We start from the raw sequence: 17,919 nt of genomic DNA on the forward strand, positions 1-17,919 counted from the left end.
AAAATGAGTTTTAATTTATTACCGATTGAAAACATTACTTTTATAAGATTGAACTATAAAACAATGATTTCGTATAAAAACAAGTCCATCTTTCTGCTTTTATTTTTATTCTTACTTAAACCTAGTTTATTTTTAGGTCAGTTAAGTTTTTGCACAGGAAGTAGCGGAGCTCCTATATTTTTTGAAGACTTCGGAAGTGGCACAACATATGGCCCCGCATTACCAGCTGGTATTACAAACTATGCCTATGTAAACAGTGGTTTCCCTCAAGATGGTCAATATACTTTATATTATAGAACAAATTTAATTCCAAATTCATCAAATTGGCTTTATTCTTTAGATCATACACCAGACAATGCTCCTAATGGCTTCAATGGAAAATGCTTAATTGTAAACGCAAGCAACACACCTGGGCAATTTTATAGAAGAACAGTTACTGGACTTTGTAGCAATACTCGATTTGAATTTTCTGCATGGCTATTAAATATCTACAATGCTGCATCAAATGGCTGTTCTGGAAGCGGTATTCCAATTAATGTAACTTTTGAAATTTGGGATGCAACAGATACGGTTCTACTACAATCAGGAAATACTGGAAATATATCTGGAACATCATTTCCAAACTGGAACCAATTTGGATTAGTTTTTACCATGCCTGCAACACAAACTTCTGTAATACTTAAAATGCGTAATAATGGTAGTGGTGGTTGTGGAAACGACTTAGCTATTGATGATATTATGTTTAGAACGTGTGGAGAATATAGCGCTATCATAAATTCAACTACAAGTGGAAACAGCATGAACATATGCGAAAATGCCGCTATTACTAATCCCAATTTAGTGGTTACTACCACAGGAAGTATTGCACATGTATATCAATGGCAACAAAGTAATAACAATGTAAATTACACAGATATTGTTGGCGCGAATTCATCCAATTACTCTATTCCTAATTTAAGCGCCACAACCTATTACAGAGTTAAAGTTGCACAGGATATTTCAAATTTAAACAATCCTTTTTGTTCCTCATTTTCTGATATTTATACTGTTAATTTTAATCCATCACCTAATTCGCCTGTTTCAAATGGAAATCAAACAATTTGCTCCAATCAAGCAACTAGTTTGAGCGTAAGTGTTTCTGCAAACGAAAGCGTTAATTGGTATGATAGTGCTACAAATGGCAATTTATTACTTTCAAATTCTTTATCATTTTCACCAACAATTCCGGGAACTTATTATGCGGAATCATTCAATCAAACTACAAATTGCAAAAGTAATACAAGAACTGCTGTGACTCTTTTACCTGTAGTATCAACATCATTTTCTGGTGTAACTAACATCTGTTCATCAGAAACTATCCTATTGAATTTAAACGCATCCGATACGTCGGCTACCCTTAATTGGACAGCAAGTTCTACAGATGTAACTGGATTTTCTAATGGTTCTGGCACTACAATTTCTCAAACATTAACTTATACTGGAAATGCTACCGGAACAGTAATTTATAACGTAACTCCAGTGATTAATGGTTGTGCTGGTACACCACAAACAATAACGGTAACGGTAAATCCACAAACCAATAGTACTATCACTTTTCCTACTATTACTACTTCATATTGTTTAAATGCAATCCCTTCTTTACTGCCTACTTCATCATCAAATAGCACACCTATAACCGGAATATGGAGTCCTTCAACTATTAACACTTCTATTGTAGGAACTACTACTTATACATTTACGCCTCAAGCTAATCCTTGTGTAATATATGCGCCTTTTACTATAGATATTACAATTGCAAACAACATTACACCCGATTTTGATAGCGCTATTTTTGTTTGTTCTGGAACAACGCCGCCAACATTAAATTCAACCTCACCAAACGGAATTAGCGGAACATGGACACCCACAACAATTGACAACATGAACTCGGGAAGTTATCTTTTTACGCCCAACCCAAATCAATGTGCGAGTTCACAAACAATTAATGTAACCATAGGAATAAATACTGCTACCATCACTTTTACTGGAGCTACAACAATATGTTCAAACAAAACAACTTCTTTAAATTTAATTGCTTCAGACCCAAATGCAACAATTGTATGGACGGCTAGCACAACTAATGTAATAGGTATTTCAAATGGTTCAGGCAATTCTATTTCTCAAACTTTATTGAATTCAGGAAATACAAGCGGAACGGTTGTGTATACTATAAACACAATACTTAACGGTTGTATAGGGACACCTCAATTAATAACTGTAACTGTAAATCCACAAAGTAGTATTACACCAACTTTTTCAGGAATTCAAAACTTGTATTGTTTAAATGAAATAGCACCTCCGCTTCCTACTTTTTCAACCAATAGTACACCATTGACGGGGACTTGGAATCCTTCAACAATTAACACAGCAACATTAGGAACAACCACTTACACCTTTACAGCACAACCAATTTCATGTACTATTATTAGCCCTTATTCGCTAACTATTACCGTTAGAGATAATTTTTACCCAGATTTTACAGACAATTTGAATTTATGTGCGGGTGAATTGCCACCTACACTTACTGCTACATCACCTAACGGAATTTCTGGCATATGGACACCTTCTGTAATTGATAATTTAGTTTCTGGAAGCTATACTTTTACTCCAACATCAAATTCTTGTGCGGTACCACAAACCATTGCAGTAACTGTTTTTCAGCCAACCTTAACTGCAATAGACTACACTATACATGAAGCGTTTTCAGAACAGCAAACTATTACAATTACTGCTTTTTCAAATGGAGATTACTTATACCAATTAGACAATGAAACTCCACAAGCGAATTCAGTCTTTGAAAATGTAAGTCCTGGAAATCATATCATAACAGTATATGACAAAAATGGCTGTTCGGCACCAATAAGTGAGGAAATTACGGTAATTGATTATCCAAACTATTTTACACCAAATAATGACGGCCACAATGATGTATGGCAAATAAAGGGAATAAATAATTTAGATAATTGGAGTATTTCTATTTTTGACCGATACGGTAAATTACTTGATAGATTAAACACAATTTATCCTTTTTGGGATGGGATTTATAATAATGAAACTTTACCTGCTTCTGATTATTGGTTTACAATAACCTATACTGAAAACAATATTACCAAAACCTTTAAATCACATTTTAGTTTAATTCGATAATGCTTCAATTTTATGAGTGCATGTTGTTAAATTTATTATCACTACATTTACTAAAACATAGAAATTATGGCAAAAAGTCAAGATGCGAAGAAAACAGCAAAAAAGGAACCTTTAAAAACGGCAAAAGAGAAGAAAGAAGATAAACGCAATAAGAAAAATTTACCAAAACGTGATTAAAAGTCACTACAAATACGAATATAATTCGTGTTTTTTTATTTACTACAATTTTTAATTTATTCAAAGTAATCGGCGCAAATAAAAGACTAAAAATATATCAAGTATTGAGCTTAAAATTATTTTTATAAGGTTATTTTTCTTATTCTAAATCAATTAGACAAGACTTTAACCCATTGTTAACAAAATTGCCTTGAAAAAACCATAAATAATTGTATTTTTACCACTTAAAATTTTTAATAATCAAATGGGTAAAATCATTGCAATTGCCAATCAAAAAGGTGGTGTAGGAAAAACAACTACTTCTGTTAATTTAGCAGCATCTCTTGGTGTTTTAGAAAAAAAAGTGCTTTTAATAGATGCCGACCCACAAGCTAATGCTAGTTCGGGTTTAGGAATTGATGTAGAAAGTGTAGAAATTGGTTCCTATCAAGTTCTTGAACACAGCGCAACACCAGAAGAAGCAACCGTTTCGTGTTCGGCACCAAATGTTTCGGTGATTCCAGCTCATATTGACTTGGTGGCTATCGAAATTGAATTAGTAGACAAAGAAAATCGCGAGTACATGCTAAAAACAGCATTGGAAAGTGTAAAAGATAAATACGATTACATATTAATTGACTGTGCACCTTCTTTAGGATTATTAACATTGAACGCTTTAACAGCGGCGGATAGTGTAGTAATTCCGATTCAATGCGAATATTTTGCATTAGAAGGGTTAGGAAAATTATTAAACACCATTAAAAGTGTTCAAAAAATCCACAATCCGAGTTTAGATATTGAAGGATTGTTATTAACCATGTACGATTCCCGTTTGCGCTTATCCAACCAAGTGGTTGAAGAAGTACAAAAACACTTCAATGATATGGTATTTGAAACAATTATTCAAAGAAATATCAAGTTGAGTGAAGCTCCAAGTTTTGGCGAAAGCATTATTAATTATGACGCTACTAGTAAAGGCGCAACAAATTATTTAAACTTGGCTGAAGAAATTATTAAGAAAAATCAATAATAGAGAAGATGACAAAAGCGGTAAAGAAACAAGCCTTAGGAAGAGGTTTATCGGCTTTATTAAAAGATCCTGAAAATGATATTAAATCAGTTGAGGATAAAAATGCTGATAAAGTAGTAGGAAATATTATTGAATTAGATCTTGAATCGATTGAAATTAATCCGTTTCAACCGAGAACGAATTTCAACGAAGAAACCATACAAGAATTAGCCAAATCGATTAAAGAATTAGGTGTAATTCAACCGATAACCGTTAGAAAATTAGATTTCAACAAGTACCAATTAATTTCTGGAGAGCGTCGTTTGCGTGCTTCAAAATTAATCGGATTGAAAACAATTCCGGCTTATATTCGATTGGCAAATGATAATGAATCATTGGTTATGGCATTGGTGGAAAACATCCAACGTCATGATTTAGACCCAATTGAGGTAGCTATTTCGTACCAACGTTTAATCGAAGAAATCAATTTAACACAAGAAGAATTGAGTGAGCGCGTAGGCAAAAAGCGTTCTACCATTACCAATTATTTACGTTTATTGAAATTAGACCCTATCATTCAAACAGGAATGCGCGATGGTTTTATTTCAATGGGACATGGAAGAGCGTTGATTAACATTGAAAATCAAGATGTTCAAAGCGATATTTATCACAAAGTGGTAACACAAAATCTTTCTGTAAGAGAAACAGAGGCTTTGGTTAAAAATTACCAAGATAGCTTAAAACCAAAAACAACTAAACCTGCAAAAAGCAACTCATTTGACATCAAAGAAGAAGAGAAAAAAGCATTTGCAAATTATTTCGGAACTAAAGTTGATGTAAAAGTAGCTGGTGGAAAAGGGAAAATAACAATTCCATTTCATTCTGAAGAAGACTTTAATCGTATCTTAAAACTTATAAACGCGTAGTGAAAGTATTGCAATACATAGCGCTTTCAATTTGTCTTTTTTTGAGTTTTCAAGTAAAAGCACAAGAAGAAATATCTTTAAAATCAGCCGATACAACAAAAGCCATTATTAATCCAAACACACCTGCAAAAGCAGCATTTTATTCAGCTTTAGTTCCTGGATTAGGACAAGCTTACAATAAAAAGTATTGGAAAATTCCATTAGTATATGCTGGATTAGGTGCTGGAATATATTACTATACATGGAATCAAAAAAAATACCATGAATTTAGAGATGAATATAAAAGAAGATTAGACGGTACCTATGATCCAAACCACCCTATTTATGGAGATTTAGACAATGACCGTTTAGTTCGTGCGCAAAAATTTCACCAAAGAAATAGAGATTTATCTGCTTTAATTACAGCTGTTATTTATATTTTAAATATTGTTGATGCTAATATTGATGGGCATTTAATGCAATTTAATGTCAATGATAATTTATCTATTAAACCAGATATGAATCAAAATCAAATCGATTACAAATTCAATTACGGAATGACACTTACGTTTAATTTTTAACAAATATTTAGGTAACAAATCATTCTTTATAACTACTAATGAGTATGAAAATTGCACTTTTAGGTTACGGAAAAATGGGTAAAGTTATTGAAAGAATAGCTTTAGAGAGAGGGCATGAAATCGTATTAAAAAAAGATCAAGACAACACTTTTGAAGGATTATTAAATGCTGATGTTGCCATCGACTTTAGTGTACCCGATAGCGCTGTTATCAATATTTCAGAATGTTTAAATAATGGAATCCCAGTAATTTCTGGAACAACAGGTTGGTTATCCGATTATCCAAAAATGGTGGCTTTGTGTGAAGATAAAAACGGAAGTTTTATCTATGGTTCTAATTTTAGTTTAGGTGTAAATGTGTTTTTTGAATTAAACGAATATTTAGCCAAAATGATGGCCAACTTGAAACAATACAACGTTTCAATGGAAGAAATTCATCACATACAAAAGTTAGATGCACCAAGCGGAACAGCCATAACATTAGCAGAAGGAGTTATCAAAAATACTGATTATTCTAATTGGACATTAGAAACTCCAAATAGTAACGAAATACATATAGAAGCAAAACGCATTGAAAATGTTCCAGGAACGCATAGTATTTTTTACGATAGTGAAGTTGACCAAATCGAAATCAAACACACAGCACACAGCAGAGAAGGTTTTGCATTAGGAGCTGTTGTCGCAGCAGAATGGTTAGTTGATAAAAAAGGTGTTTTTACTATGAAAGATGTACTTTTTAATGGTTCTAAGCTATAGGCTTTAGACAATAAATAATAAATTATAAATTATAACAAAGCTAAAAGCATTTTGCTTAAAGCTTACAGCAAATAAAATTATGGAAATATCAGGTTGGTTAATTTTTATCTTATTAATTCAAGTAATTCATGGAATTGGAACTTGGAAATTATATGTAAAAGCAGGAAGAAAATCTTGGGAAGCATTTATTCCAGTGTATAACGGAATTGTATTAATGCAACTCATAAATCGTCCAAAATGGTGGATTTTACTCCTTTTTATACCCGTTATCAATTTGTTTTTATTTCCAATTATATGGATTGAAACGTTAAGAACATTTGGTAAAAAATCAACCGTTGATATGGTTTTAGGTGTAGTTACATTAGGATTTTACATCGCTTATGTAAATTACACACAAGAAACTACTTATCATGCTAATCGCGATTTAAAAGCTCCAAATAAAACAATGGACACCTTGGGTTCGCTTTCTTTTGCAATTGTTGTAGCTACTTTAGTTCACACGTATTTTATTCAACCTTACACGATTCCAACTTCATCGTTAGAAAAATCTTTGTTAGTTGGCGATTTTCTATTTGTGAGTAAATTTCATTATGGAGCAAGAACACCTATGACGCCTATTGCTGCGCCTATGGTTCATGATACTTTACCTTTAGTAAAAGTAAAATCATATACTACTAAACCTTCATTACCTTATTTCCGTTTTCCTGCATTGCAAAAAATTGAGCGTAATGATATTGTAGTTTTCAACTGGCCTGCTGATACATTGTTTCACATGTACAAAGCAGCTGACAAGAGATATGATAAACCTATCGACAAGAAAACTAACTACGTAAAACGATGTACTGCTATTCCTGGAGATAAAATTGAAATTAAAGATGGTATTATTTTTATAAACGGAAAAGAATCAATTCTTCCTGAAAGAGCAAAACCGCAATACTCATACAAAGTAGCTTGGGATGGCAAAACACCAGTTGATTTAGATTATATTAAGAAAGAATTTAGCATAACTGATGCTTTTGGTCAAATTGCAAAAGACACTTTAATTTTTAGTGCATTGCCACAAGCTTATGCAGAAAGATTGAAAAATATTCCTGGACTTACTAAAGTAGAACGTATCATTCATAAAGAAACTGATAAAACTATTTTCCCTGGAACAAAAAATTGGAACGTAGACAATTTAGGCCCAATCTATATACCTGAAGCTGGTAAATCAGTAGAATTAAACAAAGAAACATTACCATTATATAAAAAAGTAATTGGCGAATACGAAGGAAACGATTTAAAAGTAAACGGTGATGAAATTCGTATCAATGGACAAATTGCAACTTCTTATACTTTTAAACAAAATTACTATTGGATGATGGGAGACAACCGTCATAATTCATTAGATTCTCGCTATTGGGGATTTGTTCCAGCTGATCATATTGTTGGAAAACCAATATTTATTTGGATGAGTATCGATGGTATCAATGATGGTATTAAAAACTGGAGCATCCGTTGGGATAGATTATTTACTACTGTTAGCGGTGAAGGCCAACCTCAATCCTACTTTAAATATTTCTTGTTTGCATTAGCGGCTTATTTCGCTTTTGATTATTTCAGAAACAAAAAGAAAAAGAAAGAAAACAAAGAATAATTCTGTTTAAAAAACTCAACTCAAATTCACTATTATTCACGAATTAATTTGTGGTAATTAGTGAATTTGCGTTACTAAACTATTCCTGTTATTTTTATGAACATCCTTATACATCCGAGTTATTTTCCATCAATTAGTCACTATATCGCATTGACTCAAGCTGACACGGTAACTTTTGAAATGGAAGACAATTTCCAAAAACAGACCAATAGGAATAGGATGTACATTTATAGTCCAAACGGCATTCAATTATTAAATGTACCGGTAAAGCATAGTGCAGAAAAACATCAAAAATTCAAAGATGTTCGAATCGAAAATGATTTTGGTTGGCAAAAGAATCACTTTAAATCTTTAGAAGCTGCCTATAGAACATCCCCTTTTTTCGAATATTTTGAGGATGATTTTCGGCCATTATTTGAAAAAAAACACGAATTCCTAATGGATTTAAACTTGGAAATTTTTGAATTAGTGAATGATTCTTTAGGAATCAATATTAAAGCTGAAAAAACAATTGAATTTTTTCATGAAGTTCCAAACTTCAATGATTTTAGACATTTAATTAATGGTAAAAAAGACACTACCAAAATAGAGGAATATACTCAAGTTTTTAATGAAAAACATGGGTTTATAAACAACTTAAGTATTCTAGATTTACTTTTTAACGAAGGAAGATACGCGGTAGATTATTTAAAAAATCAAAATATATAAAATTTTGATTAAAAATTTAAGCGAGCAATCTGAGGGAAATGATCACTTTGAAAAAAGGTATCTATTGCTGTAAATTGTTTTACTTCAATAACATTGTCAACTAAGATAAAATCAATTCTGGCTGGATAATACTTGAAATTATACGATTTTCCAAAACCTGTTCCCCCTTCTTCAAATGCATCTTTCATTTCACCTTTGATTGTTCTATAAACATAAGAAAATGCACTATTGTTTAAATCGCTACAAATGATTTTTGGATAAGGGCAATTTTCAAAATGTTCTCTAATAATTTCCGATTGTTGTTGCTGTTTTCCAAAAGCCAAACTTAATCTTTTCAAAATAAACTTCGATTTAGCCTCATCGATTTTCTCATTAATATCCGCACTAATTTTAACCGACTGCAAATGAATACTATACACTCTAATTGTATCTTTCCCTTTTAATACATCCGCAAATATTGCATTGTTAAAAGAACCTGGAAATTCAATTTCACCCTTGTTTATGATTTTATAATTGGAATAAATGGCTTGCCCGTATTTCAACTTTTCACCATTCAAATTAACATACGAATAGGGAAATTGATTAAAATCAGCGCTTTCATTATCGGTAAAATCTTGTAAGCATAATATATCCGGAGACTCCGTTCTTATCAATTTTGAAATTTGCTCAGGCACATCATTCTTTGGCAACCATTCATAAATATTAAACAATCGTACATTGTACGACATTACTTTAAAATCTGATGTTTCTTTAGGTAAATTCGTTTCTGAAAATTTATAAAAACGGTTAATAAAAGTTATCCCTATCAACAATAAAATTCCTGACAGCAACATTTGGCGTTTTAATTGCAAAACCCAATACACAAAAAAGAAAAAGTTTAAAATTAAAAACAGCGGCATTATAAGTGTCAAGACGCTTAAAAAAGGAAAAGCTTTTGGCGCTAAAAACGGTAATAAATACGCAAGAAAAGTTAATACAGCAAGAACTATATTAAAAAAAAACATTATTTTACTCAACCATGATTGTTTCTGCATAGGCTTATTTTCCTGCTTTAAAAAGGAATTCTTTTTCTTCTTTAGTTAAACTATCATAACCTGATTTACTGATTTTATCTAAAATATCATCAATTTGTTTTTGAGCAAAATCCTTATTGGATACTGACGAATTTACAACATTTTTTGTTGCATTGCGATGTACTTTCTTAAAAGGGGTTTTCTTTTTAGGCTTAAATAAATTTGCGAAAGTATCTAATAAAGCTGAAAATGGTTTGGTAATATCTTTTCCTGTTTGCAATAATTTTATATAAATAAATCCAAACAAAGCACCGCCTAAATGAGCTAAATGACCTCCTGTATTATCTAAAGGCATTTGAATTAAATCGACCAATAAAATAACAAAAGCCACATGCCACAATTTCACAATACCAATTAATGGAATACGCAACAACATAAAAGGCGCATAAGTAGCGGTTGCAATTAAAATAGCCATAATAGCTCCACTTGCCCCAACCAACAAACCAGCTTTTCCAATAAAAAGATAAGATAGAACAAATGTAATTCCAGAAAAAACTCCACCTAACACATAAACCCCAAGTAACTGTTTATCTGTGAAATATGTATTAAATAATCTTCCTGAGAAATGAAGCACCATCAAATTAAAAAACAAATGCAAAAATCCGCTATGAAAAAAATTAAACGTGATTAATGTCCATGGCGTACGAACAAAAACCCCTAAATCAGATGACAAAGCAATCCATGTTGGAATTTGAAATTGCTCAACAGAAAAACTATAAAAAAACACTAACGAAAACAAGAAGAAACCAATGTTCCAAAAGATTAACTTTTGAACCATGCCTCCTGTTTTGTATTGTAGCTTTAAATCGTCTAAAATGTTCATTCTCTATTTTCTTTACTCTTGATTCTTTGCTTTAAAAACTATCTATCCCAACGGTTATTACTAAACTGATTTTTCTTCCAATACCACATCATAATAAAACCAATTAAAGCCCCACCTACATGGGCAAAATGGGCAATATTTCCGCCAAAAATACTATAACCTGTTACACCTGAAAACAAATCTAACAATACAATTACAGGAACAAAATATTTTGCTTTAACAGGAACTGGAATAAACATAAAGCCTAATTCTGCATTTGGAAACATAAAAGCGAAGGCTACTAATAAACCGTAAATTGCTCCTGAAGCTCCTACCGCCTGAGTATTAAATGCATCACCCATTTGATTTACATATTGCTGAAGCAAAACAGTATCTGGAGCATTAATATTTATACTCTCCCCTTTTATAAGAGTTTGAATATCAGCCATTGAAACACCATTCTGTAAAAGCATATTTTGTGCATCATGGAAATAATAATAATTTACTCCCGAATGAACCAAAGCCGCTCCAATTCCACAAGAAAAATAGAAAAACAAAAACTTCTTTGCTCCCCAAAAATGCTCCAAAGCACTTCCAAAAGAAATTAACGCAAACATATTAAAGAAAATATGCATCAAACTTCCATGCATAAACATGTGCGTAATAGGTTGCCAAAACTTAAAACCATCGTTTTCAAAATAATGTAACGACAATAATTCATTAGCTTGTGGCACAAAATAACTTCCTATAAAAAATAAAACATTTATAATTAAAAGCTGTTTTACGGTATCGGTCATATTATTCATCATAGAGCAAATCTTTTATCTAAATCTTCTACCGTTAAGGTAATAAATGTGGGTTTTTGAAAAGGTGAAAAATTAGGGTCTTTACAAGCAAATAACGAATTTACTAAATTTTCTTGTTCTTTTATTGATAAGAAGGTCCCTGTTTTTACTGCCATGCTTTTTGCCATAGATTTGGCAACGCTATCACTTTGTGAAAAACTACTTTCCGGAATTTCATTGTGTAAATTATTAATTAATTCTTCCAACACAATAGAAACTTCACTTTCTGCCATCAAAATAGGCAATCCAGAAATCTGAACAGAATCCGTATTAAACGCATCAAAAACAAAACCCGTATTTTCTAATGTTGACTGTAATTCTTTTAGCAATATCATTTCATCTGAAGAAAAATACAACTCCAAAGGAAACAACAATTGCTGACTCGATGCTTTTTGAACGGTAATATTCGTTAAAAATTGTTCATACAACACACGTTGGTGCGCTCTACCTTGATCAATTACTAACATACCTGATTTTATAGCACTTACAATATATTTTTTATGAATTTGGTAAGTTGAAGACGTTTTTGTTTCTTCCACTTCATCATCAAATAGTTTTCCAGTTACTTCTTCACTTTCAAACGAGAATTGATCTAATTCTTGTGTTTCCTGCTTTAATCCTACATATAAACTTTCCCAACTTGCTGATGCTGTTTCTCTTTTATAGCTTCCAAAAGAAGAAAGCGATTTAGTTGCAGGTTTATCAGTCGCAAATGGATTAAAACTAGAATCTACTTGAATAGTTGGGAAATCGGCCTCTTTATCTTTATATTGATACGGCGTATCTAAATTGGAATCGCGCTCAAAATCTAAAACTGGCGCCACATTAAATTGTCCTAAACTATGTTTTACCGCTGAACGCAAAATAGCATATAATGAATGTTCGTCATCAAATTTGATTTCCGTTTTGGTGGGATGAATATTGATGTCAATAGTATGCGGTGGCACTTGTAAATACAAGAAATAACTCGGTTGATTGCCTTCCTTTAACAAACCCTCGTATGCATTCATGATTGCATGATGCAAATACGCACTTTTGATATACCTATCGTTCACAAAGAAAAACTGCTCTCCTCTACTCTTTTTTGCAAATTCAGGTTTACCTACAAATCCAGTAATATTAATTAGTTCCGTTTCCTCCGAAACAGGCACTAATTTTTCATTGGTTTTTCCTCCAAAAATATTAACAATGCGTTGACGATAATTCGAACTTGGCAAATTATACAATTCACTTCCATTATGAATCAACGTAAATGAAATCGACGGATGTGCCATAGCTACCCGTTGGAATTCATCCATAACGTGACGAAATTCCACTGTTTCCGATTTCAAAAAATTCCTTCTAGCAGGAATATTAAAAAATAAGTTTTTAACCGCAAATGAAGTTCCTTTTGGCAAAACAGCAACATCTTGAGTTACTAATTTACTACCTTCTATTACAATATGATTACCCAACTCTTCTTGGTCTTGTTTAGTTTTCATTTCTACATGAGCAATTGCAGCAATAGAAGCCAATGCTTCCCCACGAAAACCTTTAGTATGCAAATCAAATAAATCTTCTGCTTGGCGAATTTTAGAAGTAGCATGGCGCTCGAAACACAAACGCGCATCGGTAGTATTCATACCTAAACCATTATCGATAACCTGAACCAATGTTTTACCCGCTTCTTTTACAATTAATTTAATGTCAGAAGCTTTTGCATCAACGGCATTTTCCAACAATTCTTTAACTACAGAAGCAGGTCGTTGAACCACTTCTCCAGCAGCAATTTGATTGGCAACATGATCGGGTAAAAGTTTAATAATACTGGCTGCCATTATTTTCTTCTAAAAATGGAAAAATCAAAATCAATGATAAAGAAAAATATCAAAACCAAAATTAAGGCAATGATAATAACACGCATATTAAAAGAACGATTTTTTCTATTTCTACTGGCATCTCTAGCATCACTCCATAATGCTCTCATATCATTATAACTTGCTGTTTCTCTATCGCGTCTTATTGCAGAATCAAAATCAAATGGATTGTCTACTGTTTTACCTTCGTAATGACGAGGCGTGTAATTAAATCTTTTGTTTTTTGGCATTCTACCTTTTCCAAACTTAATCATGTCGCATTATTTTTTTCAAATTTAAGGATTTTTATGCGTTTAATCTCCAAATTTTTGTTAACAAAAAATCCCGATTAAAATCGGGATTAGTATATTGATTTTAAAGGAAATCCTTTTATTTTCTATTCAAATCTACCATTTTAATAGCTGCAATTGCTGCTTCAACACCTTTATTTCCGTGTTTTCCTCCACTTCTATCTAACGATTGTTGCATATTGTTATCGGTAAGTACGCAAAAAATGGTTGGCACATCATATAAAAGATTTAAGTCTTTCATTCCTTGTGTAACGCCTTCGCAAACAAACTCGAAATGCATGGTTTCGCCTTTAATCACACAACCAATTACAATTACAGCATCGAGCTCTAATTTTTCATGCATTTGTCGTGCTCCGAAAATCAATTCAAAACTTCCTGGTACATTCCAACGGATTATATTTTCTGGTAAAGCACCACAATCCGTTAATGCTGCAAAAGCTCCATTATATAAACCTTCGGTTACTTGCTCGTTCCATTCTGAAACAACAATCCCAAACCGAAAATCTTTCGCATTTGGGATTGTGTTTTTATCGTAATTGGATAAATTTTTATTTTCTGTTGCCATTCTTATTCAGTCATTGCAATAAAAGCATCAACATTCATTCCTTCTTTAGAATTTTCATATTTCTCCTTAATCTCAACAAATAATTGGTGCGCTTCTGCTTTTTTACCAGCTGCTAAATGTAATTGAGCCGCTTTTAATAAAAATCTTGGCGTAGTGAAATCATTTTCTGAAGCCTCAGCTGCTTTTTTGTAATAAGCAATAGCATCATCTACTTTATTCGTTTCTGCTAAAGCATCTCCAATAGCTCCTAAAGCTAATGGTTTTAAAATAGCATCATCCGATTTAAATTTCTCTAAATAAGTAATAGCCTTTTTAAAATCACCTAAGTTTAAGTAAGCCATTCCTGCGTGGTAATTAGCAATATTTCCAGCTGCAGTTCCTTCATATTGTTCTGCAACTCCAATAAATCCTAATTTACCTTCACCACCTTTAAGTGCTAAATTGTATAATGAATCATTTTTTTCTGTAGCGTCAACTGCTTGTTGAAAATATTGTTGTGCTTGAAAAATTTCATTAGCTGCTTTTTCTTCTTTTGGCTCAACAACAAATCTATTGAATAATAAATATCCTAGAGTTCCTATCGCAATTGCACCTACAACACCTAAAAGTACTTTTTGATTATTAGCTACCCACTCTTCAGTTCTAGAAGCGCTTTTGTCTAATGTATCAAAAACTTCAGCCGTAGTACTGTCTTTAACATTAATAGTTTCTACTTCGTCAAATTCGTTTTCAACTTTAGCTTCTTCTGGTTTTGGAGCTTTGTATCCTCTTTTGTTATATGTTGCCATTTATTTTAAATTTAATGAAGTGCAAAAATATAATTTTTATTAAAATTAAAAACCATTTTAGTATATATTTTTAATAAATTCGATTTACTTTTGCATAAAGTCCTATTTTTAGTCGCAAATCAAAGTATTTTTATTGTGTTTTTAAAACAATTATCGCTTCTTAATTACAAAAATTTAGCCCAAATCGAATTTGATTTTGACGCTAAGATAAATTGTTTTGTGGGAAAAAATGGTGTTGGAAAAACCAATATTTTAGATGCAATTTACCATTTAGCTTATGGCAAAAGTTATTTTAATCCGTTAGCTGTTCAAAACATTAGACATGGCGAAGAATTTTTTGTAATTGATGCTTTACTTAAAAAAAACAGTAAAGAAGAAAAAATAGTTTGTAGTTTAAAAAAGGGGCAAAAAAAAACCATTAAGCGAAACGGCAAAGTTTATGAAAAGCTTTCCGAACATCTAGGATTAATTCCATTGGTTATTATTTCGCCTTCTGATGCTGATTTGATTATTGATGGAAGCGAAACACGTAGAAAATTTATCGATAGTGTAATTGCTACTCTAGATAACCAATACCTTCAATTGTTAATTCAATATCAAAAAACACTTGCGCAACGAAATGCTTTATTGAAATATTTTGCTTTAAATCAAACATTTGATGCAGATAATTTAGCCATTTATAACGAACAACTGAGCGAAACAGGACAATTAATTTTCAAAAAAAGAAATCAATTTCTTAATGATTTTATTCCGATTTTTCAAAAACATCACATCAATATTTCAGGTGGAAATGAGAAAGTCGCTTTAAAATACGAAAGTCAATTATTTGAAAAAGAGTTACTTTCGCTTCTAGAAGAATCGCTACAAAAAGACCGTATTATTCAATATACTAGCGCAGGAATTCATAAAGACGATTTAATTTTTGAAATTGATGGTTTCCCAATTAAGAAATTCGGTTCGCAAGGCCAACAGAAATCATTTTTGATTGCTTTGAAATTGGCGCAATTCGAATTCATGAAAAAACAAAGTGGCGAATTACCGATTCTTCTTTTCGATGATATTTTCGATAAATTAGACGAAACACGTGTGCAAAAAATCATCACCATGGTGAATGATGCCGTTTTTGGACAAATTTTTATCTCTGATACTCATGCAGAACGCACGGAAATGATTATCAAAGAAACCCATCAATCGTATAAAATATTTCCGATTTAATTTCGGAACGCAGATGAAACGGATTCTACGAAGCGCTGATTTTAAGGGATTTTTCTTTGCGAACTTTGCGTTTAAATTTGCACAAAGCAATTCTTGAATTTGAAAATTACCACATAAACATTACATTTGAAAAAATTATTCCACTATGAATATTCAAACTAATTTCTCTTTAAAAAATTATAACACTTTCGGAATTGAAGCAAAAGCCAAACAATTTATTTCGGTAAATTCGCTTGCAGAATTAAAAGAAGTGTTAAGAGAAAACGACGAAGTTTTTATTTTAGGCGGCGGAAGCAATATGCTTTTAACGCAGGACATTCAAAAATTAGTCGTTCACGTAAATTTAAAGGGAAGAGAAATTGTTGAAGAAAACGATGATTTTGCCATTGTAAAAGCTCAAGCTGGTGAGAACTGGCACGAATTTGTACTTTGGTGTATTGACCAAAATTTTGGAGGAATTGAGAATTTATCATTAATTCCAGGGAATGTAGGCACAACTCCAATTCAAAACATTGGTGCTTATGGAGTGGAAATTAAAGATACAATGTTTTCTTGCGAGGCTTTGAATTTGAAAACATTAGAAATCGAAACGTTTACAAACTCACAATGTAAGTTTGAATACCGTGAAAGTGTTTTCAAAAACGAATTGAAAAATCAATACATAATTACTTCGGTTTGTTTCAAATTGACTAAGAAAAATCATAAAGTTTCTACCACTTATGGTGCTATTGAAACCGAATTACAGCATCAAAACATACAAAACCCAACCTTAAAAGATGTTAGCAACGCTGTAATTGCCATTCGTCAAAGTAAACTACCTGACCCAAAAGAATTAGGCAATAGCGGAAGTTTCTTTAAAAATCCGATTATTCAAAAAGGAGCCTATGAACAAGCAAAAGCACTTCATCCTGAAATACCACATTATGTAGTTTCGGAAACCGAAGTAAAAGTTCCTGCAGGTTGGTTAATTGAGCAAGCAGGCTTTAAAGGAAAACGTTTTGGTGATGCGGGTGTGCACAAAAATCAAGCCTTGGTTTTAGTCAATTACGGAATCGCAACTGGAGCCGAAATTGTAGCCCTTTCGAGAAACATTCAACAAACCATTTTAGAAAAATTTGGAATTGCTATAGAAGCAGAAGTAAATATTATTTAGTTGGGAGTTGGGAGAAGGAAGTTGGGGGTTTAAAATCTTCGTGTTCTTTTTTAAACACATAGACACATTAGATTTGCTTTGTGTTGATTTTAGGCGTTTCACTTTTCATAGACAACATAAGAAATCCGCTTAAATCTGCGTTTTGCATTAGCAAATCTGTTCTATCTGCGTGCAAAACTTACTTTATTATTTCACAGAGATTCACTGAGTTTTTTTTGATTTTGATTGTGTTGATTTGAGATACACAGAGACGTTCCACTTGTATGAGAATAAAATCTGAATTATAAAAAGAAAGCTTTAAAAAATCATTTGCGTCCTGAAGGTTCGGGATTGCGAAAAAACTTTGCGAAATTTGAGTTTAAATTCTGAACTTGATTTGAATTTTCTTTTGTAAAT

Annotated in this window: 16 protein-coding genes; 9 read left to right on the forward strand and 7 right to left on the reverse strand. The window is 32.1% G+C overall.

The features are described from left to right. Positions 1-3 precede the first annotated feature (3 nt). From RSE15_RS05270 to RSE15_RS05300, 7 genes are all read left to right on the forward strand, one after another. Positions 4-3,186, forward strand: a complete 3,183-nt coding sequence (locus tag RSE15_RS05270) for a T9SS type B sorting domain-containing protein (RefSeq protein WP_324069919.1) — start codon at positions 4-6, stop codon at positions 3,184-3,186. Positions 3,187-3,607: 421 nt separating this feature from the next. Next, positions 3,608-4,372 carry a ParA family protein gene (locus RSE15_RS05275; RefSeq protein WP_324069920.1) on the forward strand — a complete coding sequence of 255 codons (765 nt, stop codon included), beginning with the start codon at positions 3,608-3,610 and terminating at the stop codon, positions 4,370-4,372. A gap of 8 nt (positions 4,373-4,380) precedes the next feature. After that, the gene (locus RSE15_RS05280; protein ID WP_324069921.1) at positions 4,381-5,277 is read left to right on the forward strand and encodes a ParB/RepB/Spo0J family partition protein; all 897 of its coding nucleotides are present in this window, start codon (positions 4,381-4,383) and stop codon (positions 5,275-5,277) included. 41 nt (positions 5,278-5,318) lie between these two features. Further along, positions 5,319-5,837 carry a DUF5683 domain-containing protein gene (locus RSE15_RS05285; RefSeq protein ID WP_324069922.1) on the forward strand — a complete coding sequence of 173 codons (519 nt, stop codon included), beginning with the start codon at positions 5,319-5,321 and terminating at the stop codon, positions 5,835-5,837. Between the two features lie 44 nt (positions 5,838-5,881). Then, complete coding sequence (dapB, locus tag RSE15_RS05290) at positions 5,882-6,592, forward strand: 4-hydroxy-tetrahydrodipicolinate reductase (protein WP_324069923.1); 711 nt, start codon at positions 5,882-5,884, stop codon at positions 6,590-6,592. A gap of 79 nt (positions 6,593-6,671) precedes the next feature. After that, positions 6,672-8,228, forward strand: coding sequence for a signal peptidase I (gene lepB / locus RSE15_RS05295; RefSeq protein ID WP_324069924.1), 1,557 nt, complete (start codon positions 6,672-6,674; stop codon positions 8,226-8,228). Between the two features lie 96 nt (positions 8,229-8,324). Next, the gene (locus RSE15_RS05300; RefSeq protein ID WP_324069925.1) at positions 8,325-8,936 is read left to right on the forward strand and encodes a WbqC family protein; all 612 of its coding nucleotides are present in this window, start codon (positions 8,325-8,327) and stop codon (positions 8,934-8,936) included. 8 nt (positions 8,937-8,944) lie between these two features. Here the strand turns inward: RSE15_RS05300 and RSE15_RS05305 are convergent, their stop codons facing one another. The 7 genes from RSE15_RS05305 to RSE15_RS05335 form a co-directional block, all read right to left on the reverse strand. Further along, positions 8,945-9,970 carry an endonuclease/exonuclease/phosphatase family protein gene (locus tag RSE15_RS05305; protein WP_324069926.1) on the reverse strand — a complete coding sequence of 342 codons (1,026 nt, stop codon included), beginning with the start codon at positions 9,968-9,970 and terminating at the stop codon, positions 8,945-8,947. A 4-nt stretch (positions 9,971-9,974) separates the two neighbouring features. Further along, entirely contained in the window at positions 9,975-10,832 is an 858-nt protein-coding gene (locus RSE15_RS05310; protein ID WP_324069927.1) for a rhomboid family intramembrane serine protease, read from the reverse strand. 38 nt (positions 10,833-10,870) lie between these two features. Further along, a complete protein-coding gene (locus tag RSE15_RS05315; protein ID WP_324070410.1) occupies positions 10,871-11,617 on the reverse strand; it encodes a rhomboid family intramembrane serine protease in 747 nt (248 codons plus the stop codon). Beyond that, the gene (gene mutL, locus RSE15_RS05320; protein WP_324069928.1) at positions 11,617-13,473 is read right to left on the reverse strand and encodes a DNA mismatch repair endonuclease MutL; all 1,857 of its coding nucleotides are present in this window, start codon (positions 13,471-13,473) and stop codon (positions 11,617-11,619) included. Before mutL ends, RSE15_RS05315 begins: the two co-directional genes overlap by 1 nt. Further along, positions 13,473-13,766, reverse strand: a complete 294-nt coding sequence (locus RSE15_RS05325) for a hypothetical protein (RefSeq protein ID WP_324069929.1) — start codon at positions 13,764-13,766, stop codon at positions 13,473-13,475. Before RSE15_RS05325 ends, mutL begins: the two co-directional genes overlap by 1 nt. Positions 13,767-13,881: 115 nt before the next feature. Further along, entirely contained in the window at positions 13,882-14,367 is a 486-nt protein-coding gene (gene ribH, locus RSE15_RS05330) for a 6,7-dimethyl-8-ribityllumazine synthase (protein WP_026724848.1), read from the reverse strand. A gap of 2 nt (positions 14,368-14,369) precedes the next feature. Then, complete coding sequence (locus RSE15_RS05335) at positions 14,370-15,155, reverse strand: tetratricopeptide repeat protein (RefSeq protein WP_324069930.1); 786 nt, start codon at positions 15,153-15,155, stop codon at positions 14,370-14,372. 135 nt (positions 15,156-15,290) lie between these two features. On the opposite strand from RSE15_RS05335, the gene recF reads away from it, so the two are divergent. Together recF and murB are read left to right on the forward strand one after the other, a co-directional pair. Beyond that, positions 15,291-16,370 (forward strand): DNA replication/repair protein RecF, encoded by a 1,080-nt coding sequence (gene recF / locus RSE15_RS05340; protein ID WP_324069931.1) that lies wholly within the window; start codon positions 15,291-15,293, stop codon positions 16,368-16,370. Positions 16,371-16,515: 145 nt separating this feature from the next. Further along, positions 16,516-17,523: a UDP-N-acetylmuramate dehydrogenase gene (murB, locus tag RSE15_RS05345; protein ID WP_324069932.1), complete on the forward strand. Its 1,008-nt coding sequence runs from the start codon at positions 16,516-16,518 to the stop codon at positions 17,521-17,523. Positions 17,524-17,919 lie beyond the last annotated feature (396 nt).

Origin of the sequence: Flavobacterium sp. (assembly GCF_035195345.1) — a bacterium.
Taxonomy (GTDB): domain Bacteria; phylum Bacteroidota; class Bacteroidia; order Flavobacteriales; family Flavobacteriaceae; genus Flavobacterium.